The sequence below is a fragment of the Mucilaginibacter sp. KACC 22063 genome (assembly GCF_028736115.1).
Taxonomy (GTDB): Bacteria; Bacteroidota; Bacteroidia; order Sphingobacteriales; family Sphingobacteriaceae; genus Mucilaginibacter.
The window spans coordinates 2,706,740-2,728,799 of the sequence record NZ_CP117877.1 but is presented as its reverse complement, the minus strand read 5'-3'; the positions used below and the strand labels follow the sequence as shown (position 1 = coordinate 2,728,799).

Here is a 22,060-nt window from a genome sequence, read left to right as displayed (position 1 = left end):
CAGTGCCAATATAAGATTTACCTTACATTAAGCAATGCCTGGTGCAGTTTTTCTATTTCAATAGGTTTACGCAAAAAGCCATTGAAATAATTTACATAGTTGTCTTGCTGTTCGGCTGTTATGTCGGCGGTAAGCGCAAATATTGGCGTATTATGATTGGGATTTTGCTGGTTGCGTATTTGCTCGGTGGCGTCAAAACCATTCATTTCGGGCATATGAATATCCATCAGGATAAAATCATAAGGTTTTTGCATGGCCATTTCAACCGCTTCTAACCCGTTTTTAGCATGCTCGGCCGTTATGCCCCATTTGGATAACAGCTTACGGGCTACAAGGGCATTAATCATATTGTCTTCGGCCAGTAGTACACTGGTTGCTTGTAGCTGGTTTAAATTTTGTAAAGGTTCCTTTGGTACCGATAAGCATTTCTTTAATTTCAGGTCAAAGTAAAATACTGATCCTTTGTTGATCTGGCTACGAACGTGCACCCGACTGTTATGTAGCTCAACCAGCTTTTTCACAATGGCAAGTCCAAGGCCCGAGCCGCCCTGCTTACGTGTAGTTATAGATTTTGGTTGCGAAAAACTATCAAACAATTGGTCGAAATATTCTTGCGGAATACCTACGCCAGTATCAGATATAGCGAAACGAAGAGTGTCAAAATTTTCATTGTAATTTGTTCTTACCACCTCAAGCTTAATAGAACCCTGCTCGGTATATTTTATGGCATTGCTAAGCAAGTTACCTAATATCTGCATCATCTTGATTTCATCAAGCTCGTAGCTTTCCCAAATATTGCGGTCGAGTTTTACCTGTAATGATATGTTTTTCTCATCAGCCATTTTTTTATACATGCTGATGATCTGGTTAATGAACGGTTCTAACTGGCATGGGCGATATTCTAACTGAACTTTACCTGCATCAAGTTTTGTAAAGTCGAGAATATCGTTGATAATAAGCAAAAGGTTGTTAGACGCAAATTGCAATGAATCAAAAAGATCCGTTTCGGTAGCTTCCGGACGGTCGCTAAGGAGCGCGGCAATTGTAATCACTGCATTTAACGGTGTACGGATCTCATGGCTCATGGTCGACAGAAAATCCTGCTTCATTTTTGCAGTTTGCTCGGCTATCTCTTTTTTCTCCAGTATTTCCGCTTTCTCTCTTTGCAGCCTGGCGTCTTTTTCCAGGGCATCCATCTTAGTGATCAACTCATAGTTTTCAATCACCTTGAGCGTTTGCGTATTTATGACCTGCTCTTTTTGTTCAAGATACCGTTCAAGATATTTTAAAGAGTTAACGGTATCGTTCTCGCTTTTATATAATTTGTAAAGCAGGTAGTTGGATTTAAATATAACGAAGGTATTATTGTATTTTACACTGTGATCCAAAGCCCTTTTCAGCATTTGTTTTGCTTCTTTGGTACGGCTCATCGTATAAAATAAAACGGCATATTTATAAAGTAGCATACCAATGCCAAGCGTTTCATTTTCGCGCGTGTGTATATCCAGCGCTTGTATAAAGTCTTGCTCTGCTTCTTTAAACTGCCCTGTTTTGGTATATATTTTTCCGCGGCCGTATAATGCAAACGCCAGGCCGCGTATATCACCCGAACGGGTTTTTAAAGCAATAGATTTTTGTATCAGGTTTAATGCTTTTTTGATTTTTCCACTTTTAAGGTAAATCCCCGAAAGTGGGTTGTAAGCGTTGGAAATGAGGTTTAAAGCATTGATCTTTTTTGCGGCTTCTATAGAATCTTCATAACTTCTGATCGCGTTTTTAGTGTCACCGATATATTCATAAATGGTCCCCATAGACTTTAACGCACGCGATTGGTTCTGATAGTCGTTATACTTTTTATAAATACTTAAACAATCAATTAAATAAACAAGGCCCAGGTGGTAGTTATCTGTTTTATAGTAAACACCCGCAATGTTGTACTTGGCATCTGCAATGCCCTTTTCATCATCAAGTTTTTCGAAATAGGATGTAGCCTCGCGGCCTAATTTGATGGAGGTTTTGTACTGGCCCCTCACCATATTAAATAAGGAAAGCAGGTTAAGGCTACGGCCAATTAATTGCTCATCATTGATCTGCCTGCTGATTTTTAAAGCTTTGTTGGCAAGCTGCAAGCTTTTATTAAGATCGTGAACGCGCGTCAGATACGCCTCGTCTAAAAGAGTTTGTATATTATGGCTAATATCGTTCACAGAAACTGAAATAATTTATTTATATGCGGGCGAATATCTTTAGTTAGTGTTTAAAGATTGCCGTAAGCAAGATAATAATTTAACTTATTAATAATATAAATATTATTTCTGCTCTTTGGTTTTAATGTCGTTTAGTATCATCTCTGCATGTATGCGCGAATTTTCTATAAACCACAGATGTGTGTCCATACCGCCGCAAACTACCCCTGCCAGGTAAACACCCGGAAGGTTGGTTTCCATGGTATCGGCATTATATTGAGGAATATATTTGTCGTCATCGCTTAACCGGATGCCCATATGGCTCAAAAAGTTGAAGTTGGGTTTATAACCCGTCATGGCCATTACAAAATCGTTTTGTATTGTTACCAAGCCGTCAGGAGTTTCAATATCAACCTCATCTTCACGTATGGCTTTTAAGTTTGAATTGAAATAAGCTTTGATGCTGCCTTCCTTGATACGGTTGATAATATCTGGACGTACCCAGTATTTTACTCTGTGGCTAATCTCGTTACCCCTGATCACTAATGTTACCTCTGCGCCTTTACGCCAGGTTTCTAATGCTACATCAATGGCAGAGTTGCTTGATCCAACCACAACCACCTTTTGCAGCGTGTAGTAATGCGGATCCTGGTAGTAATGCTTAACCTTTGGCAGATCTTCACCCGGAATGTTCAGATTGACTGAAATATCATAAAAGCCGGTTGCTACAATGACATACTTAGCATCATATTCTCCTTTAGTCGTGGTAATATGATAATGATTGTCTTTTTTATGGAATTCAGTAACTTCTTCAAATAAATGAAGCGAAAGATTATTTGATAATGCTACCCGACGATAATATTCTAATGCGTCAGCACGATTGGGTTTTGTATGTGTGGTTACAAAAGGAATATTTCCAACTTCCAGTTTCTCTGAAGTGGAGAAAAAGGTCATGGTTGAAGGGTAATTGTAAAGGGAGTTTACGAGCGTTCCTTTTTCGAGTATTAAAAAGCTTAAACCGGCTTTTTGAGCAGCCAGTCCGCACGCAATGCCAATAGGCCCGCCACCAATGATAACAATATCCAGCATACATTAAATGTTAAGTAGATTCTGCCGGTATTATACCGGCAGAATCTACTACAAATATATACTGATTAAGGTTTAGCAGCTGCAGCCTTTGCATGGTCTGCTAAAAATTGTGCTAATCCGCTATCGGTTAATGGGTGTTTTAATAAAGCTGTAATGGCCGATAATGGTGCGGTAATTACATCTGCGCCAATTTTAGCACACTCTAAGATATGCATTGGATGACGTACCGAAGCTGCAAGTATTTGCGTTTCGTAACCATAGTTATCATAAATTAAACGGATATCTTCAATAAGCGCAAGCCCGTCTGTTGAAATATCATCTAAACGGCCAACAAAAGGAGATACGAATGTAGCGCCTGCTTTTGCGGCCAATAAAGCCTGGCCAGCAGAAAATACAAGCGTACAATTAGTACGGATACCTTTATCTGTAAAATACTTAATGGCTTTAACGCCATCTTTAATCATAGGCACCTTAACCACAATTTTCTCATTCAAAGCAGCTAATGCTTCACCTTCTTTAATTATTTCATCAAATGTGGTAGCAATTACCTCGGCGCTAACGTTATCATCAACAATATCACAAATGTCGATATAGTGTTTAATTACGTTATCCTGGCCTGTGATGCCTTCTTTAGCCATTAGGGAAGGGTTGGTGGTAACACCGTCTAATACGCCAAGGTCATAAGCTTCGCGGATCTGCGCAAGATTAGCTGTATCAATAAAAAATTTCATAGCTTAATTCTAATTTGTTAATCAGGTTATTTGTTGAGTTGTTAATGCTTTATAAGGCTTACTTGAGTAAATGAAAAGAGAGGAGGAGGTTTGCATAGGTTAAGAAACAAACTTCTGAAAAATAAAAAATGGGTAAGCTACTTTTATCGCACCGCTACAACCCTCTACCCTTGCTGCGTTCCCACCCTGGGGGAGTTCAAGAGGAGCTGGTCGTAAAAGACTTACCCACCGCAAATATAGCAAAAAGAGCAATTACTGTAAATAAATTGTGAAATGAAGGTTATACAGCCTGATTATGAGCCTGATAATTTTATATAGCAATGCTATCTTCCTCTAAGGGGCGGAATTTTATATCACGGTATATTTGCCATTTCGCCCTTGTATTTAAAGTTTCGCGTTCCAAAATGGTAAAATGGGTAACTAAAAATGAATCGCGGAATACCTTGTAACGGAAGTGCGGCCATAAACGCAGAAAGCTGTTCTCATCAATGGTACGTACTACCGTAATGTGCGGCACCAGTTGCTTTTTGTTGATGTGCATGTGCTTGCATAGCGTGCTAAACCATTCATCGCTTTTGTAGGTAGGTTCAATTACTGCATAAATGGTGTATCTGGCATCCTTAGTTGCAAAAAAACGGAAGTTATTAATCTGTAAGCGTACTGCCCGCATAATATTCAGGTTACGCTCAAGGTTTTCCATTGCCGGTTGAATTACATAGGGCTTTTGCCGCGGGTACTGCTTGATAGAAATATGTGCTGCTGAATGCATAGAGGGATAATCGCCGATAATATTGGCCGCTAATGCTTTAAAATTGCCTATTTGAAAACTGATGTGCTCATCCGGACGCAGCAACAGCATATAATCATTATATCCGTGCATAACTGTGCTGCAATATTACAACCTAAATGCTAAAAATATTAGTAATTTTAATTTAAATTTTCCACATTTGTATGGTGGAGCACAAGCGGTATATCGTACATATTGACCTTGATTCGTTTTTCGTTTCGGTTGAACGCAAGTTTAACCCGGCTTTAATTGGTAAGCCGGTAATTATTGGTGGTTCTGCCGACAGGGGAGTGGTGGCATCATGCAGTTACGAGGCGCGTAAGTTTGGCGTCCATTCAGCTATGCCTACAAGGCAGGCATTAAAGCTTTGCCCCGATGCCATATTGGTGCGCGGCACGCATGGGAGGTATGGCGAAGCATCGAGAGAGGTGACGGAGATCATTCACGATTCGGTTCCCAAATATCAGAAAACTTCGGTTGATGAGTTTTATATCGACCTTACCGGAATGGACCGTTTTCATGATCCATACAAAATAGCGACAGACTTACGTCATCGTGTAATGCGCGAAACAGGTTTGCCTATTTCCTTCGGCATGGCAGCAACAAAGACAGTGGCTAAAATGGCTACCAACCAGGCCAAGCCTAACGGACAATTATGGGTAAAGCACGGTGATGAAATGGCATTTATGGCGCCGCTACCTATCCGCAAAATACCCATGCTTGGCGAAAAAACCTGTCAGAAGTTGTATGAATATGGGATTGAGAAGATTGGCGACCTGCAACGCGTTGATGTCCGTTTCTTGCAAACTATTTTTGGTAAGGCTGGGATTTATATATGGGAAAAAGCGAGAGGGATAGATGGCGGCGAAATTGTTGAACAGTCTGATCGTAAATCTATTTCAACAGAGCATACCTTTGAAAGTGATGTAAAAGAAGAACGCACTATAGAAACTACCCTTGTTTCCATGACAGAAGAACTGGCATTTAAACTTCGTAAAGAAAGTAAAGTGGCGGGCTGCATGGCCATTAAGGTGCGTTATTCAAACTTTGAAACGCACACCATACAAGAGAAGATCCCACTTTCCGCAGCAGAACATATCTTAATACCCGGTATTAAAAACCTACTCAGGAAAGCCTGGAATAAAAACAGGGCAATCAGGTTGATAGGTGTAAGGTTTAGTCAACTGGCTAATGGTGGTTATCAGATCAATTTGTTTGATGATAATGAAGAGCAGTTAAAGCTTTACAATGCCATGGATACTATCAATTTCAAATACGGCGACAAAACTGTTTGTCGGGCTGCCGGTATGGAAATCGGCACCCGCAACTTTAACCCCTTTTTGGCAACAGGTTAATCATAGCTTAGTATTGCTGTCCTTTAATTCTGCTTTTTGGGGCTAAAGTTAAATCTTGTTACCTTTAGCCAACTTATGAAAAAGTATCTGCTCCCTTTATTGCTTATTGCAATATGTTCTTTTACTGCGCGTAAACCTTCCTTAAAAGGATCATGGATATTTGCCGGAGGTATATATAATGGCAAGCGCGACAGCGGAACAGTTGGCTACAACCTGAAACGAATATACGATGATAAGCAGTTTAATGCTTATGTGATACAGGAAGGTGAAAAGCCAGAACGTTACCAAAGCGGAGATTATCAGTTATTTAGCGATTCGTGCTTTGAAACTGAAACCTATAATTCTCAATCAGCAGATCTCACAGGCAAAACACTCAGATATCATTACACTATCCGGCATGATAGCCTTATCTTTAATGGGGTATTGCCTAATGGTACAACAGTGGAAGAATACTGGCAAAAAGCGAAGTAAATGTGCATTACGGGGCCTATGTTAGTAACTTGATCTTGAAATTAAGCATATTTTAGTATCTTCGCAGGTCGCTTTAAGTACATCTTTTTAACCTATTATTGCGCAAAATTGCTACAGAACTAATAAAAAATGGCAGAAGATACAGAGAACGAAAACGCCCACAAAGAAGATAGAATAATTCCTATAAATATTGATCAAGAGATGCGATCTGCATACATCGATTATTCGATGTCTGTTATCGTATCCCGTGCCTTACCTGACGTTCGCGACGGTTTAAAACCGGTGCACCGCAGGGTATTGTATGGTATGCTTGATCTGGGACTAAGTAATAATAAGCCGCATAAAAAGTCGGCACGTATTGTAGGTGAGGTGTTAGGTAAGTATCACCCGCATGGTGACTCGTCTGTATATGATACTATGGTACGTATGGCGCAAGACTGGAGCCTGCGTTATCCGTTTGTTGACGGTCAGGGTAACTACGGTTCGTTAGACGGTGACAGCCCTGCGGCAATGCGTTATACCGAGGCAAGGTTGCAAAAGATCGCCGAGGAAATGCTGGCTGACATTAATAAAGATACCATTGATTATCAGCTAAACTTCGACGACTCGCTTGAAGAGCCAACGGTATTACCTGCAAAAATCCCTAACCTGCTGGTTAACGGAGCATCGGGTATTGCGGTAGGTATGGCTACTAACATGGCGCCGCATAACCTTACCGAGGTTATTGATGCTACTGTGGCTTATATAGAGGACCGCGATATTGAGATCAGTGAAATGATGAGATTCATCAAAGGACCTGATTTTCCTACCGGCGGTATCATTTATGGTGTTGAAGGTGCAAAAGAAGCTTTTGAAACAGGTAGGGGCCGTATAGTACTACGTGCCCGTGCCGAAATTGAAACTTTCAATGGCGACCGTGAGCGTATTGTTGTTACCGAGATACCGTATCAGGTAAATAAGGCTAACATGGTTGAGCGTACCGCCGAGCTCATCAATGAGAAAAAGCTGGAAGGTATTTCAACCATCCGCGATGAATCTAACCGTGAAGGTATCCGCGTTGTTTACGAAATTAAGCGTGAGGCTAATGCCAATATCGTTCTGAATAATCTTTACAAGTACACTTCATTACAAACCTCTTTTAGTGTAAACAACATTGCGCTGGTAAAAGGCCGCCCAATGCTGCTTAACCTGAAAGACATGATCCATCACTTTGTGGAGCATCGCCACGAAGTGATTGTTCGCCGTACCAAATACGAGCTTGCAGAAGCCGAAAAGCGCGCACACATACTTGAAGGTTTACTGATCGCATTAGATCACCTGGATGAAGTTATCCAGTTAATCCGCAGTTCAAATACGCCTGATGAAGCCCGCGATGGTTTAATGACCCGCTTCGGTTTAACCGAGGTTCAGGCTCGAGCTATTCTGGACATGACCCTAAGAAGGTTAACCGGTCTGGAACGCGATAAAATTAAAGCTGAATACGCTGAACTGATGGAGCAGATCGAATACTTAAAATCGATACTTGCTGATGAAGGTTTGCGTATGCAGATCATCAAAGATGAATTAGCTGAGATCAGAGATAAATATGGTGATGAACGCCGGACCCAGATTGTTCACTCTGCTGCTGAAATGCAGACAGAAGACTTTATTGAAGACGAAGCCGTTGTAATCACCATCTCTCACGAAGGTTATATCAAACGTACACCACTTACCGAATACCGCCGTCAGGGCCGTGGTGGTAAGGGTGCTATAGGTAGCAACAGCCGCGACGCAGATTTTATAGAGCATTTGCTGGTTGCATCTAACCATAACTATATGCTGTTCTTTACCGAAGCAGGCCGTTGTTTCTGGTTAAGGGTATTCGAAATTCCGGAAGGTACGCGTACTTCTAAAGGCCGTGCTATCCAAAATATCATCAATATTCCTAAAGAAGAAAAGATCAAGGCATACATTAAAGTTGTTAACCTGAAAGATCAGGAATACCTGGAGAACAACTTTATTATTATGTGTACCACTAAAGGTACCATCAAGAAAACTTCGCTTGAGGCTTACTCACGTCCGCGTACTAATGGTATCAATGCCATTAACATTAACGAAGGTGATAGCCTGCTTGAAGCTACTCTAACTACGGGCAGCAGCGAAATTGTGATGGCGCTGCGTTCGGGCCGTGCTATCCGCTTCAACGAATCTACTGTAAGGCCAATGGGGCGTACAGCCACAGGGGTACGTGGTATCACTTTAGATAGCGACGAGGATGAGGTAGTAGGTATGATTGCCATTAACAGCCCGGAAACTACCGTATTGGTTGTTTCTGAAAAAGGTTATGGTAAACGTACAGATATTGAAGATTATCGCGTTACCAACCGTGGTGGTAAAGGTGTTAAAACTATCAGCATCACCGAAAAAACAGGCAAACTTGTTTCGATAAAAGATGTTACAGATCAGGACGACCTGATGATCATCAACAGATCAGGTATCATTATCCGTATTGCAGTAAGCGAACTTAGGGTAATGGGCCGTGCAACACAGGGCGTGCGTTTAATAACGTTGAAAAACGATGATGAAATTGCATCAGTAGCAAAAATTGAGCACAGCGAAGAGGAAGAGCTGGAAGAAAACCTGGAAATAATCGAAGCAGCTGAAGGCATCGAGCCATCTGCTGATAAGGAAAATACAGGTGAAGCCGGAGATACCGGTGAAAAAACTACCGACGAAGACGAAAACGAATAAGCATAATACAAATGCCAGGGCGTAGAATTATTTTATCGCTATTAATCATCATGTTTACTGCTCCTTTAGCCTTCTGCCAGTCAGAAGCCTTAAAGGGAGTAGTAAACAGCCTGGCTTATTTTCGCCAGCAAAAAGATCTGAAATACCTTGCCAATGCTAAACGGCAGGTAGATAGCCTGATCAAAACCAAAAAAGATTCGTCTAATCTTACTAAAAGTGTGTTTAGGGCAGTAGTTTACAGTAGCATACTTTATACAGATTCGCTTAACAAGCTCGCGCTGCCCGAAACTTCTTTAAAGGATATCACTAATCTTGTAGATCATATCTCTGACAGGCAACGTAGTTATAAATACCAAGTTGAACTTAGCTTTTCAAAACGCTGTTTGTCAAACGTTTATGTAAGAGAAGGATCTAAGCTAATGACAGCCAAAAAATTTGACCAGGCATTGGCTTCATTTGAGAAGGCTAAAGAATATGCGCCAAGGTATAAACGTATCAACTCGTACATCGCTTATGCCAATTCTAAAATGGGCCAGTATGCAGAGGCTGCCAAATATTATAATACCTTACTTAATACTGATACGCTTTCGAGCGACGATGTAATAGCTGCTGCAAACACTTATAAGGCCATGAATGATACCGCAAAAGCCTTGCAGGTTATACAAAGGGGCAGGCGTGCCTTGCCCGACGATAAATCGTTGCTATTTGAAGAGGCTAACATTTATAACAACAAAAAGGACTATAAAGCGTTAGAGCCTTTGTTGCCTCAACTGCTTGATAAGAGTGGTTCAAATGCTGAAATAGCATTTATGGCTGCTACATGCTATGATCACTTGAATAAGTATGACCGTGCAGAGTCGATGTATTTACAGGCTATTGATCTGAATAATAAAAATTACGACGCTATTTACAATTTAGGCTTGCTATACTTTAAAAACTACACCACCAAAACCGGCGCAGATAAACAAAGCGAAATTGACCGGGCCATACAGTGGCTGGAAAAAGCAAACTCCATGAAGCCCAATAATCAAAAATGCTTACAATTATTACAATGGGCTTATTTAAAAACCCGTAATGAAGACCAGCTAAATAGGATAAGCGATAAATTAAAACAAATAACTAATTAACAACGACCATGAAAATCGGAATTTTTATGACCGGCTTACTTAGCGTTGTTGCGACAGCAACATTTGCGCAAAAAGGCGAGCTGAGCAATGCACAAAGTGAGCTTGATAAATATGAAGCTTCAAGACAGAATAGCATTACGGCTGCCCTTGCTACCCAAAGCATCACTAATGCAAAAACATCCATAGACAAAGCAGCTGCTAACGAAAAAACTGCTGCACTGCCTCAAACTTTTGCTTTAAAGGGCGCTGTTTATTCAGCTTTAGCATTACGCGATACTGTTCCTGCTACTTCTGCTCCTTTGTTCAGCACTGCTGACGAAGCTCAGAAAAAAGCAATTCAATTGGATACTAAAGGTGAGAACAAAAAACTAATTGATTACACCAATCGTAACCTGGCTCAGTATCAGTTAACCAAAGGTGTTAAGGAATATCAGGCTAAAAAATTTGGCGACGCTTACAAATCATTTGATTACTATCGTACCATTATGCCAGAGGATACTAACGCTATTTATTACACTGGTTTAGCTGCGGTAAATTCTGAAAACTATCCTGCTGCAATTACTAACTACAATAAATTGTTAACCACCAACTATTCTGGTAAAGACAAAATATATCAGGATCTTACTTCAATTTATTTAGCCAGTAAAGATACTGCCGGTGCTTTAAAAATTGCTGACGAGGCAGTTGCTAAATTTCCTAATAACGGCGAGTTCCGCAAACGTGCAATTGAAATTGAATTACAAAGCGGTAAACAGCAAGAAGTATTAAGCAAAATTACTTCTGCAATTGCTGCTGATCCTAAAAACAAAACTTTATACTATTATGCTGGCCTTACTTATTCAGGCTTGGCAGAAAATGCTGCTAAAAGCTTAAAAGCTGCTGCACCTGCTGCAAAAGCTGCTTTGCAAAAAACTAAAGAAGAAAACTTTACTAAAGCAGCAGATATGTATAAAAAAGCATTAGAGATTGATCCTAACTACTTCGAAGCTAACCTTAACTTAGGCTTCGTGTTGATTAACCCAGCTATCGATGCTTACAATGCTGCTAACAAATTGCCTGCAAGCAAGCAAAAAGAGTACGATGCTGCCGTTGCAAAAGCAAACGCAATGTTTGATGCTGCTGGTCCTTACCTGAAAAAAGCGGTAGAGCTAAATCCTAAATCACCAGATGCTTTAGGTAACTTAAAAACCTACTACTTAGGCAAAAAAGACCAGGCGCACGCTGCTGAAGTTCAAAAACAAATTGATGCTTTAAAATAATCTCATCATTAAATATTAAGAAAGCCTGTAAGTTACCTACAGGCTTTCTTTTTTTGATAACATTTCGTTTGCAAGATATTGAACCAGGGTTTTTATCTTGCCACCAAATTTACCTTTATGAAGTTGATAAGAATCGCGTTAGTAGCTTTAATAATGTTGCTGTTTATGCAGTCGGCTACGCATGCTCAAAAATTAATTGTAGGCAGCTTTAACCTCAGGTATGATAATCCGGCTGATACCGGTAATTTATGGCGCGAACGCGCACCTGCTGTCACTTCACTGATCAGGTTTCATGATTTTGATGTGCTGGGTACTCAAGAGGGCAAGATTAATCAGCTGCAAGACCTTGTTAAAGCTTTACCAGAATATGCACGATATGGGGTTGGCCGCGATGACGGCAAGGAAGGAGGGGAGCATTCAGCCATATTTTATAAGAAGGACAGGTTCACATTACTTGGCAAAGGTGATTTCTGGCTGTCTCAAACGCCAGATAAGCCATCATTAGGATGGGATGCTACCTGCTGTAACCGCATTTGTTCATGGGTTTATTTGCAGGACAAGCAGTCGGGTAAAAAGTTTTGGTACTTTAACGGACATTTCGATCACCAGGGTGTTGTAGCCAGAGAAGAAAGCAGCAAGCTTATCTTAAAAAAGATAAAAGAAATTGCAGGTAATGGTATGGTGTTGCTTACCGGAGATTTTAATGGCGGAAACGATAGCTCATGGTATTTGCGAATCGCTAATTCAGGCGTGCTAATTGATACTTACAAACAAGCTAAATATCCCTATGGATATAATCCCACTTACCATGATTTTGGCAAGCAGTTAAAAGGAAATGAGATCATAGATCACATTTTTGCGACCAGTCAATTTAAAGTTAAGCGTTGGGGCATATTGTCTGACAGCAATCAGGGTAAATATCCTTCAGATCATTTTCCGGTGTTAGCCGAACTGGCTTATTAAATACCAAAAGCAAAGGCGTTCAATTGAACGCCTTTGCTTTTGGTTATAGTTAGTTTGTTAGTGATTATTCTTGCCTGTCAATAGCATAAGTAATGCTACCCATTAAAGCAGGGTTAATATTATCACCTAAAAGCAGTATCCATTCTTGCTTTTGACGTTTAAACCAGCATACTAAAGATGTTTTAGAAACATCGCTGTTTAAAACAACCTTGTAAATGGGATTACCGCGATAAATAGCTTTTAAAACTTTTGTTTTATAGGCCTTTTGCAAATAGCTAAAGGTGATATTAAACATTTTTTGAAGAGCTACTTGGCTATTGTTAGTTGGCTCATTGGGATTTACCACCGATAAGTTATTACCACGGGCAGTTTCTTCTAATGCTGTTTCTAAATCTTTTTTCCCATCCACTACTTCAAGTGCAACAGCATCGGGTTTTGTATATGCATTCACCAACATTTCTTTAATATATTATTGTTTGTTACTTTAATTTCAGCACGTAATTAATTGCGTGACTGTATGATAAACCAATATTTTGTTAACAAGTTTTGCGTTTGAGTTAAATTTTGATATTATTTTTATAATTTGTATATAATATATTGATTATCAATCTTATAATTATTACAAGCTACAGTAGCTATTCAAAATAAATTTTTAATTTATTTAATGTATAATTAAAAGAGATGTTTAACTTTAATTTATAAGTATCCGTTACTTATAACCAATTATCTAAATCCTAAATATCTATTAATGGAAAAAAGAAGGCATTTCATAAAGAAAATGGCTTTAACCACCGCAAGTTTAGCTGGCGATAGCAAATTGTTTTCAGTAAGTGCAAAAAACTACAGAAATATTATTGGTGCTAATGATCGTATCCATACCGCTATTATTGGGTTAAACGGAAGGGGTACCAGTATGGCCGGCACTTTTACAAAGCAAAAAAATCATGAAGTATCTTGCGTTTGCGATGTAGATACCCGTGTATTTTCAAAAGCTGTTAAGGCGGTTACCGATGCTGGTCAGGCTTACGCACCAACTACTGAAGGTGATTGCCGTAAAGTGTTGGCTAACAAACATATTGACGCCATTTACATCGCAACACCCGACCACTGGCATGCCCCTTTAACCATTATGGGTTGCCAGGCGGGCAAGCATGTTTATGTAGAAAAGCCTTTGAGCCATAATCCGCATGAGGGTGAGCTTGCCATTGCAGCAGCGCGTAAGTATAATAGGGTAGTACAAATGGGTGCGCAGCGCCGGTCGGCACCAGTACTTACACAAGGCATCAATGAGTTACATAACGGCATTATAGGCCGCGTGTACTTTGCCAAAACATGGTATACTAATAACCGCAAAGCAACTTACTTGAAGCCAGGTACTGTTCCGGCGGAGTTGAATTATGACTTATGGCAAGGCCCTGCACCACGGATGGCTTATCAGGATGGTTTGATACATTATAACTGGCACTGGTTTTGGCATTGGGGAACCGGCGAAGCCTTGAACAACGGTACACATGAGGTGGACGTTGCACGTTGGGGTTTAGGTGTTGAGTATCCGACAAGAGTAACCTCCATCGGCGGCAGGTATGAATTTAAAGACGACTGGCAAACGCCTGATACACAAGTTGTAACTATGGATTTTCCAGATCGTAAGTCGATTATGTGGGAGAGCCGCAGCTCAAACGGAAGGAAAATTGAAGGCAGCGATCGCGGCATTATCTTTTATGGTGAGAACGGGAGCTTAGATACCGGCGGCGACAGCTATAAGGTTTATGATATTGATGGAAAGCTGATAAAAGAGGTAAAATCAAGCGGCAAAGAAGATACTGTGCAAGGCAGAAACACGGCAAGTGTTAGCCTGGGTATGGATAGCCTGCATGTTGCCGACTTTTTAGATGCCATACGTAACAACCGCAGGCCTAACTGCGATGTAGAAATTGGCCATAAAAGTATCGTCGGTATGCAGATCAGTAACATTGCCTGGCGTTTGGGCCGCGATATAAAGGTTGATCCTAATACAGGACATATTTTAAATGATGCAGAGGCACAAAAGCTTTGGAGCCGTACTTATGAACCAGGATGGGAACCTAAAGTTTAATTGCCACAGCATGAAGAGAATACTATCATTTTTGTTCGTCACAACACTTTTTACTATAGATACAGCCCACGCACAAAAGCTGTTATTTCCGGAATCGCCGGGAATTGTTTCATTCACTTACAGAGACAGTTTTGCGCGAAATGTTCCTGCTACGCTGGACATTGTAAAACGTAACGGTATTACCGATATCGAATTCTCAAACCTATTTAAAACACCGCCCGAAGAGTTAAGGCGACTGATAGACGAAAGGGGCATAAAGTGCTCGTCCTACGGGGTTAGCTATGATGACCTGGTGAATAAAACTGAAGATGTAGCTAAGGTTGCTAAAATACTTGGTGCGCAATATGTTAGAGTAGCCGGTATACCACATAAGGGAACATTTACCTTACAAAATGCCGGGAAGGCAATCATTGATTTTAATAAATACGGTAAGATTTTAAAGGAACAGTATGGCCTTACCTTTATTTACCATAATCATGGTTTTGAATTTGAACCTTATGAGAACGGTACTTTATATGATTACATCGTAAAAAACACCGATCCCAAATATGTAAGCCTGGAGCTTGATATTTTATGGGCTTATTTCCCAGGTCAAGATCCTGCTGCTTTGTTAAATAAGTATAGCAAGCGCTATAAGGCATTGCATCTAAAAGACTTAAAAAAAGGCGTTACAGGTAACATGTCTGGTGGTACGTCACAAGAAAATGATGTGGTATTAGGGCAGGGGCAAATCAATATTCCTGCTGTAATTAAAGCAGCTTTAAAAGCAGGAGTGAAGCACTACTACATTGAAGACGAAAGCAGCGCATCTGTAGCGCAGGTGCCATTAAGTATTAAATATCTAAACTCATTAACTAAATAACCTATGAAAAAACTTAATTTACAGTTATTTACATTTATTATATTGCTGTTTATATTCAAAGTTTCAGTTGCCCAACAAGCCCCAAACACGTTAAGCGCAAAAGAGAAAAAGGAAGGTTGGCATCTACTGTTTGATGGAAAACATACCGATCAATGGGTTGGCGCAAACATGAGCACATTTCCGACTAAACCTAACGGATGGGTTGTAAAAGACGGCACACTGACTATTCTAAGTTCCGGTGGTTCTGAAGCGCAGAATGCTGGTGATATTATTACTAAAGAACAGTTTAGCGCGTTTGAATTAGCCTTTGATTTCAAAATGACCCGTGGTGCTAACAGCGGCGTAAAATATTTTGTAACGCTTGCCGAAAATACAAATGGCTCGGCCATTGGACTTGAATACCAGATATTAGATGATGATGTACACCCGGATGCAAAGCTTGGCCGCGATGGCGACCGTAAATTGGCTTCGTTATACGATTTAATTCCGGCAAACAAGCCAGCTAGTACTATCAGGCCAATTGGTGAATGGAACACCGGTAAGATCATCGTTTATCCGGATAATCGTGTTGAGCATTATTTAAACGGCGTTAAGGTTTTGGAATATGTGCGTAAATCTCAGCAATACCGTAATCTGGTAAAAATCAGTAAATACAAAGTCTGGAAAGATTTTGGTGAAGCTGATAAAGGCCACATCTTACTGCAGGATCATGGTTGTGAAGTAAGTTATAGAAATATTAAAATCAAGACTTTATAAATTTCATAAAGCGCTCATCAAATGGGCGCTTTTTTATGATGTTGTTTAAAATAGTTTAAATTCTTATAATTAACATTATGTTAAGTAAATGAATTTAATTATAACGTTTACTCACTCCTTCGGATAAGATAATGCTTCTTTAGTTAACTTATCGTTGTCGTTGGTAACGGATTTTCTTTTAATTTTAATTTTTTTATTTATACTGTCAATGCTCTTGTCAGAATTATAATAAATATCCCGAATTACATCTTCTTTTACTCCATTTTTTATTGCTATTTGCGTTAACAGTGCTGTTTGAATTTTTAAGTTTTTAATAATAGCTGGAATACTAAAGACAAATCTCACCACTAATATGGTAACAATCGAACAAACGATGTATATAAGTAAAGTTGTTGAATCCATAAATTTTGATTTATATTAAAAATAAGTAATTAAATATAAATCAATAGTCAATTATATACTCAAATATTAATCTTCCTGTTTCTTGCAATTGTAACCCACTCACCTGTTGTCTTTGCATTTTCAATAGTAATTCCGCTATTGTGCAGTGCTACAGTTGGGCAAACATGAAACGGCGTGCCGTATAAAACATCGCCTGGTTTAAACGGATGATTTTTTCCTGCTTCTAAAACCAAATGTTCTTCGCTTTGGCTAACCGGTTGCAATTGCGGCGCATTTAAGAAAGCTACACGTTTGTTCAAATCACTTTCGGCAGCAACTGCTTTATGTCCAAGGTCAACGCAGATCTTTGTATCATCTGGTAGCGAAACCACACGCACAACCAATAGTGCGGCGATATCAAATTCCTGCTCTTTAAATAATTGCTGATAATTGATGTCCCAATATATAAATGTACCAGGGCTGCATTCTACATCCGGCTTTAAGGCATATATCGGAAATGTCGGGCTACCGCCTATAATTACCTTCGGTTTCACAGAGCTTAGCTCAAAAATCTTTTCCTGTAAATTAATAACCAGCTCGTATATCGCTTCGGCTTTAATTTGGCGTACATCATAATCAGCATCATGTATATGGCCGTCATAGGCATGCAATCCAATAGTTTTTATACCTTTCAGTTGTGCACAGTATATATATAGTTCAATGGCATCTTGATTTGGCGCAATACCGGTACGGTTCATCCCGACATTTAAATCGATATAAACAGGTATCTGTAAATTATGAGATAAGGCTGCAACAGAAATTGCTTCGGCTGTATGTTTACTATCTACCAGGCAAGAAAATTCAGTTTCCGGATATTTTACTATCAGTGAAATGAACCGTTCAATTTTTGGCCCAACCGGCTGATACGCTAATAACACATCAGCAGCTTTGCACATACCAAGCATTTCGGCTTCGGCTATGGTAGCACACTTAAATTTATTAATGCCTGCCGCTATTTGTAAATAGGCAGCTTCTTTGGTTTTATGCGATTTTACATGTGTACGTATCCTGGCGATATTGTCTATCATTCCTTTTAATAAGGTAATGTTACGCTTTACCCTATCCGGATATATAACTAATGCAGGTGAGTCGATTTTATCGATATCGTTAATTTCGTACCAGGCCATTTAATAAAGTTAATTATGCTGAATGTTATGTATATCAGCAAGTATAATAACTTTATCATAAAAACAGGTGTTTACACGAATGTAAACACCTGGCATTTCTTAAATTATTTTAGTGCTACTATACAAGATATTTTACAATGGCAACACCAAAAATGGCAACTAAAATCACAAATTGTAATTTTTGTTCGATTGTGAGGGTTTGGACAGCTTTCATTAGTTTATTAGAATTGGAGGCTCGATCAAATATAAATGGCCGCCATTATATCTTCAATAGCGACTGTCATTTTTACAATTAATTAAACATTTAATAATTTGTGTTAATGTAAATAAATGGTTAAAGTATTTTTGATAAATAAATTATACAGCTAAAGCATTTTCTTTAAATTTTTATTATTTGCTACACGTTTAAATTATACAGCATAAAGCCTCAATAATTGCCTGAACCTGCTAAAACTTCAAAGTCCCTCCTCTCCTTTTTACGCCTTACTGACGCTTTGCTTAACTTCAATGCTGATAAAAGGCTTACCTTTGTAAATTATTATGAGTAAGCACGGAAGAATTTTAGTAGCCATGAGTGGTGGCGTTGATAGTTCAGTAGCAGCAGTGATGTTACATGAGCAGGGCTATGAGGTAATCGGGCTTACCATGAAAACCTGGGATTATGCATCATCGGGCGGTAGCAGTAAAGAAACCGGCTGCTGTAGCCTGGACAGTATTAATGATGCCCGTGCTTTAGCTGTAGGCTACGGGTTTCCGCATTATATATTAGATATTCGTAATGAATTTGGCGATTATGTGATCGATAATTTTGTTGACGAATATCTTGCAGGGCGTACCCCGAATCCATGTGTTTTATGTAATACACATATCAAGTGGGATGCTTTATTAAAACGTGCCGACAAACTCGACTGCGAATTTATTGCAACCGGTCATTATGCTAACATCCGTGTGCATGATAACGGTCGGTATGTAATTTCTAAAGGCCGCGATGAAAACAAAGACCAGTCTTATGTGCTGTGGGGTGTATCTCAACAAAATCTTGCGCGCACCAAATTTCCTTTAGGAAGTTTTACCAAGTCTGAGATCAGACAAATGGCTTTAGATATGGGTCAGTTGGAATTGGCTCAAAAAAGCGAAAGCTATGAGATTTGCTTTGTTCCTGATAATGATTACAGGGCATTTCTCCGCCATAAGGTTGAAGACCTGGATGACAGAATTGGTCAGGGAAACTTCGTATTAAGCAACGGCAACGTTGTAGGTAAGCACCAGGGGTACCCGTTTTATACCATAGGCCAGCGTAAAGGTTTGGGCATAGCTTTAGGCCAGCCCATGTTTGTAACCCGTATAGAGCCTGCTACAAATACAGTAGTGCTGGGTACGCAAGATGAATTGGAAAAGAAACAGGCATGGGTTCGCAACCTTAACCTCATTAAATACGAAAATATTAATGAGCCGATGGAAGCTGTTACTAAAATCAGATATAAAGATTCGGGAACATTAAGTACCATACAGCAATTGAATGATCACATGAAAGTTGATTTTATGCACAATGTTGCAGGAATTGCGCCTGGTCAGTCTGCCGTATTTTATGAAGGTAATGACCTGCTTGGCGGCGGGTTCCTGATGTAAAATTACCGCGCTTATATAAAATCATATCCAATCATTTCATCGTAAATACTGTTACATTTTTTGCCGGCAAAATTTGTGTTTCAGTTTCTTTGTGTTTATTTGCAGAAAAATGACCGTTAATGGCTAAAAATTTATTGATAGTTGAATCACCCGCTAAAGCTAAAACCATTGAAGGGTATCTGGGCAAAGACTTTACTGTAAAGTCGAGCTATGGGCATATCCGTGATCTGGTAAAGTCTGAAGATGCCATAGATATCGCACACAATTTCCAGCAGAAGTATGAGGTTCCTGCCGATAAAAAGCAGGTAGTGAACGAGTTGAAAAAACTTGCCAAGGAAGCTGAAACGGTATGGCTTGCTTCCGATGAGGACCGCGAGGGTGAAGCAATCTCGTGGCACTTATTTGAAACCTTAGGCTTAAAGGATAACAATACAAAACGTATTGTTTTTCACGAAATCACTAAACCGGCCATTTTACGTGCAATTGAAAATCCGCGTAAAATTAACTACAACCTGGTTAATGCACAGCAGGCACGCCGTGTGCTCGACCGTTTAGTAGGTTTCGAACTATCCCCAGTGCTTTGGAAAAAGGTTAAACCTTCGCTTTCGGCAGGGCGTGTACAATCGGTAGCGGTACGTTTGATCGTAGAACGCGAGCGTGAGATCAATAAATTTAAGGCCGAACCTGCTTTTAAAATTGTAGCAATTTTCGGTAAAGGCCGTGAAGCATTTAAAGCTGAGTTAGGCGAACGTTTTTCTACCCAGGAACAGGCAGAGAAGTTTTTAAACGATTGTATTGCAGCCAACTTTACAGTTAATTCACTGGAAACTAAGCCTGCTAAACGTGCTCCAGCTGCTCCGTTTACCACATCTACGCTTCAACAGGAAGCCAGCCGTAAACTGGGCTTCTCTGTTTCGCGTACCATGACGGTTGCTCAAAAGCTATATGAATCGGGTAAGATCACTTACATGCGTACCGATTCGGTTAACCTTTCTGATACGGCATTACAGGCCGCAGCACAAGAAATTGTATCTGCATACGGTCCGCAATATCATCAGCAGCGTAAATACAAAACCAAATCTGCTAATGCACAGGAAGCGCACGAGGCTATCCGTCCTACATATTTTAACGAACATACCACTGACGGCGATTCCGCCGAAAAGCGTTTATACGAACTGATCTGGAAACGCGCCATTGCATCTCAAATGAGCGAAGCCCAATTTGAGCGTACAGTTGCCCGTATCGGCATCTCAACCCGAAGTGAGGAGTTGGTAGCCAACGGCGAGGTAATGAAGTTTGACGGCTTCCTGAAGGTGTATCTGGAGTCATCTGATGAGGATGAGGAAAACCCGCAAGATGGTGATAATGCTATGTTGCCACCGCTTACCAAAGGTCAGCAATTGGCTTTGCAGGAAATGACCGCTACAGAGCGTTACTCAAGGCCACCTGCACGTTATACTGAAGCAAGCCTTGTAAAAAAACTGGAAGAGTTAGGCATTGGCCGGCCATCTACCTACGCTCCTACTATTTCAACTATACAAAATCGCGGTTATGTAGTTAAAGAAGAGCGTGAAGGCAAACAGCGTAACTATAAAGTACTGACCTTAAAGAGCGGCGAGATCAGGAAAGAAGAAAAGTCTGAAATCACAGGTGCCGAAAAAGGAAAAATGTTTCCTACTGATATTGGTGCCGTGGTAAACGACTTTCTTGTTCAGTACTTTAATGGCATAGTTGATTTTCACTTTACAGCAAACGTTGAAAAGCAATTTGATGAGATTGCTCAGGGCATGAAGGAATGGACCGACATGATCCGTAAGTTTTATGACCCGTTCCACCAGGAAGTGGAAAGCACTATTCAGAATGCCGACAAAGCCCGCGGTGAACGCGATTTGGGCGTACATCCTGAAAATGGCAAAAAGGTTTCGGTTCGCATAGGTCGTTACGGTCCGTTTGTACAAGTTGGCGATAATGACGATGAGCAGAAACTGTACGCAAGTTTGCGTGCCGGTCAGATGATCGAAACCATTACGCTTGAAGATGCGCTTGAGCTATTTAAACTTCCTAAAAAAGTAGGTGTGTTCGAGGAGAAGGATATGACGGTTGCCATCGGAAAGTTCGGCCCTTATATACGCCACAACAGCGCATTTTACTCGTTGCCAAAGGGTATTGATCCTTTAGATGTAAGCGAACAGCAAGCCATTGAGATTATACAGGAAAAGCGTAAAAAAGATGCTGAAAAGCTGATCAAAACGTTTGACGAAAATCCGGATGTTAAAATTTTGAACGGTCGCTGGGGGCCTTATATCGAGTTTGGCAAGTTAAACGTTAAGATACCAAAAGGTAAAGAACCGCAATCCCTTACTTATGATGAATGTAAGGCACTGGCAGATGCAATGGAGAAAGAACCTAAGAAAGCTGGCAAGAAATTCGCAAAGAAAAAATAATTGCGAAA

The 22,060-nt window shown here is 40.1% G+C and carries 18 protein-coding genes and 1 other RNA gene; 11 read left to right on the top strand and 8 right to left on the bottom strand.

All coding sequences use genetic code 11. From position 1 onward, the window contains the following. Positions 1-17: 17 nt before the first annotated feature. The 5 genes from PQ461_RS11700 to PQ461_RS11680 all read right to left on the bottom strand — a co-directional run bounded on the left by PQ461_RS11700 (position 18) and on the right by PQ461_RS11680 (position 4,886). Positions 18-2,207: a tetratricopeptide repeat protein gene (locus tag PQ461_RS11700; protein WP_274205698.1), complete on the bottom strand. Its 2,190-nt coding sequence runs from the start codon at positions 2,205-2,207 to the stop codon at positions 18-20. Positions 2,208-2,309: 102 nt separating this feature from the next. After that, positions 2,310-3,275, bottom strand: coding sequence for a YpdA family putative bacillithiol disulfide reductase (locus PQ461_RS11695; protein WP_274205697.1), 966 nt, complete (start codon positions 3,273-3,275; stop codon positions 2,310-2,312). 65 nt (positions 3,276-3,340) lie between these two features. Beyond that, positions 3,341-4,006 (bottom strand): fructose-6-phosphate aldolase, encoded by a 666-nt coding sequence (gene fsa / locus PQ461_RS11690; RefSeq protein WP_274205696.1) that lies wholly within the window; start codon positions 4,004-4,006, stop codon positions 3,341-3,343. A 127-nt stretch (positions 4,007-4,133) separates the two neighbouring features. Further along, an RNA gene (gene ffs, locus PQ461_RS11685) (signal recognition particle sRNA small type) lies at positions 4,134-4,233 on the bottom strand. 83 nt (positions 4,234-4,316) lie between these two features. Beyond that, entirely contained in the window at positions 4,317-4,886 is a 570-nt protein-coding gene (locus tag PQ461_RS11680) for a 2'-5' RNA ligase family protein (RefSeq protein WP_274205695.1), read from the bottom strand. A 71-nt stretch (positions 4,887-4,957) separates the two neighbouring features. Between PQ461_RS11680 and dinB the strand changes: the two genes are divergently transcribed. The 6 genes from dinB to PQ461_RS11650 all read left to right on the top strand — a co-directional run bounded on the left by dinB (position 4,958) and on the right by PQ461_RS11650 (position 12,698). Then, positions 4,958-6,148, top strand: a complete 1,191-nt coding sequence (gene dinB, locus PQ461_RS11675) for a DNA polymerase IV (RefSeq protein WP_274205694.1) — start codon at positions 4,958-4,960, stop codon at positions 6,146-6,148. Between the two features lie 75 nt (positions 6,149-6,223). Further along, entirely contained in the window at positions 6,224-6,619 is a 396-nt protein-coding gene (locus PQ461_RS11670) for a hypothetical protein (protein WP_274205693.1), read from the top strand. Positions 6,620-6,748: 129 nt separating this feature from the next. Next, positions 6,749-9,349 (top strand): DNA gyrase subunit A, encoded by a 2,601-nt coding sequence (gyrA, locus tag PQ461_RS11665; RefSeq protein WP_274205692.1) that lies wholly within the window; start codon positions 6,749-6,751, stop codon positions 9,347-9,349. Between the two features lie 50 nt (positions 9,350-9,399). Next, on the top strand, positions 9,400-10,476 hold the full coding sequence (locus PQ461_RS11660; protein WP_274205691.1) for a tetratricopeptide repeat protein: 1,077 nt from the start codon (positions 9,400-9,402) through the stop codon (positions 10,474-10,476). A gap of 8 nt (positions 10,477-10,484) precedes the next feature. After that, a complete protein-coding gene (locus tag PQ461_RS11655) occupies positions 10,485-11,735 on the top strand; it encodes a tetratricopeptide repeat protein (protein WP_274205690.1) in 1,251 nt (416 codons plus the stop codon). 117 nt (positions 11,736-11,852) lie between these two features. Then, positions 11,853-12,698: an endonuclease/exonuclease/phosphatase family protein gene (locus PQ461_RS11650; RefSeq protein ID WP_274205689.1), complete on the top strand. Its 846-nt coding sequence runs from the start codon at positions 11,853-11,855 to the stop codon at positions 12,696-12,698. A gap of 64 nt (positions 12,699-12,762) precedes the next feature. Here PQ461_RS11650 and PQ461_RS11645 read toward each other — a convergent pair whose 3' ends face one another. After that, a complete protein-coding gene (locus PQ461_RS11645) occupies positions 12,763-13,155 on the bottom strand; it encodes a hypothetical protein (RefSeq protein WP_274205688.1) in 393 nt (130 codons plus the stop codon). A gap of 291 nt (positions 13,156-13,446) precedes the next feature. Here PQ461_RS11645 and PQ461_RS11640 point away from each other — a divergent pair, with 291 nt between their 5' ends. From PQ461_RS11640 to PQ461_RS11630, 3 genes are read left to right on the top strand one after another with little or no spacing between them, the layout of a single operon-like run. After that, complete coding sequence (locus PQ461_RS11640) at positions 13,447-14,793, top strand: Gfo/Idh/MocA family protein (protein ID WP_274205687.1); 1,347 nt, start codon at positions 13,447-13,449, stop codon at positions 14,791-14,793. Positions 14,794-14,803: 10 nt separating this feature from the next. Next, positions 14,804-15,655: a sugar phosphate isomerase/epimerase family protein gene (locus tag PQ461_RS11635; protein ID WP_274205686.1), complete on the top strand. Its 852-nt coding sequence runs from the start codon at positions 14,804-14,806 to the stop codon at positions 15,653-15,655. Positions 15,656-15,658: 3 nt separating this feature from the next. Further along, entirely contained in the window at positions 15,659-16,411 is a 753-nt protein-coding gene (locus PQ461_RS11630; RefSeq protein WP_274205685.1) for a 3-keto-disaccharide hydrolase, read from the top strand. 111 nt (positions 16,412-16,522) lie between these two features. Here the strand turns inward: PQ461_RS11630 and PQ461_RS11625 are convergent, their stop codons facing one another. Then, positions 16,523-16,813: a hypothetical protein gene (locus PQ461_RS11625; protein WP_274205684.1), complete on the bottom strand. Its 291-nt coding sequence runs from the start codon at positions 16,811-16,813 to the stop codon at positions 16,523-16,525. Between the two features lie 59 nt (positions 16,814-16,872). Beyond that, the gene (locus PQ461_RS11620; protein ID WP_274205683.1) at positions 16,873-17,979 is read right to left on the bottom strand and encodes a D-TA family PLP-dependent enzyme; all 1,107 of its coding nucleotides are present in this window, start codon (positions 17,977-17,979) and stop codon (positions 16,873-16,875) included. Between the two features lie 540 nt (positions 17,980-18,519). Here PQ461_RS11620 and mnmA point away from each other — a divergent pair. Continuing rightward, positions 18,520-19,608 (top strand): tRNA 2-thiouridine(34) synthase MnmA, encoded by a 1,089-nt coding sequence (gene mnmA, locus PQ461_RS11615; RefSeq protein WP_274205682.1) that lies wholly within the window; start codon positions 18,520-18,522, stop codon positions 19,606-19,608. A gap of 119 nt (positions 19,609-19,727) precedes the next feature. Further along, positions 19,728-22,052 carry a type I DNA topoisomerase gene (gene topA, locus PQ461_RS11610; protein WP_274205681.1) on the top strand — a complete coding sequence of 775 codons (2,325 nt, stop codon included), beginning with the start codon at positions 19,728-19,730 and terminating at the stop codon, positions 22,050-22,052. Positions 22,053-22,060: the final 8 nt, after the last annotated feature.

What these genes read in the sequence shown, in the direction of transcription:
- PQ461_RS11695 (WP_274205697.1), bottom strand. Translation starts at nt 3,275, where the DNA reads ATGCTGGATATTGTTATCATTGGTGGCGGGCCTATTGGCATTGCGTGC.
- fsa (WP_274205696.1), bottom strand. Translation starts at nt 4,006, where the DNA reads ATGAAATTTTTTATTGATACAGCTAATCTTGCGCAGATCCGCGAAGCT.
- PQ461_RS11680 (WP_274205695.1), bottom strand. Translation starts at nt 4,886, where the DNA reads ATGCACGGATATAATGATTATATGCTGTTGCTGCGTCCGGATGAGCAC.
- dinB (WP_274205694.1), top strand. Translation starts at nt 4,958, where the DNA reads ATGGTGGAGCACAAGCGGTATATCGTACATATTGACCTTGATTCGTTT.
- PQ461_RS11670 (WP_274205693.1), top strand. Translation starts at nt 6,224, where the DNA reads ATGAAAAAGTATCTGCTCCCTTTATTGCTTATTGCAATATGTTCTTTT.
- gyrA (WP_274205692.1), top strand. Translation starts at nt 6,749, where the DNA reads ATGGCAGAAGATACAGAGAACGAAAACGCCCACAAAGAAGATAGAATA.
- PQ461_RS11660 (WP_274205691.1), top strand. Translation starts at nt 9,400, where the DNA reads ATGTTTACTGCTCCTTTAGCCTTCTGCCAGTCAGAAGCCTTAAAGGGA.
- PQ461_RS11655 (WP_274205690.1), top strand. Translation starts at nt 10,485, where the DNA reads ATGAAAATCGGAATTTTTATGACCGGCTTACTTAGCGTTGTTGCGACA.
- PQ461_RS11650 (WP_274205689.1), top strand. Translation starts at nt 11,853, where the DNA reads ATGAAGTTGATAAGAATCGCGTTAGTAGCTTTAATAATGTTGCTGTTT.
- PQ461_RS11645 (WP_274205688.1), bottom strand. Translation starts at nt 13,155, where the DNA reads ATGTTGGTGAATGCATATACAAAACCCGATGCTGTTGCACTTGAAGTA.
- PQ461_RS11640 (WP_274205687.1), top strand. Translation starts at nt 13,447, where the DNA reads ATGGAAAAAAGAAGGCATTTCATAAAGAAAATGGCTTTAACCACCGCA.
- PQ461_RS11635 (WP_274205686.1), top strand. Translation starts at nt 14,804, where the DNA reads ATGAAGAGAATACTATCATTTTTGTTCGTCACAACACTTTTTACTATA.
- PQ461_RS11630 (WP_274205685.1), top strand. Translation starts at nt 15,659, where the DNA reads ATGAAAAAACTTAATTTACAGTTATTTACATTTATTATATTGCTGTTT.
- PQ461_RS11625 (WP_274205684.1), bottom strand. Translation starts at nt 16,813, where the DNA reads ATGGATTCAACAACTTTACTTATATACATCGTTTGTTCGATTGTTACC.
- PQ461_RS11620 (WP_274205683.1), bottom strand. Translation starts at nt 17,979, where the DNA reads ATGGCCTGGTACGAAATTAACGATATCGATAAAATCGACTCACCTGCA.
- mnmA (WP_274205682.1), top strand. Translation starts at nt 18,520, where the DNA reads ATGAGTAAGCACGGAAGAATTTTAGTAGCCATGAGTGGTGGCGTTGAT.
- topA (WP_274205681.1), top strand. Translation starts at nt 19,728, where the DNA reads ATGGCTAAAAATTTATTGATAGTTGAATCACCCGCTAAAGCTAAAACC.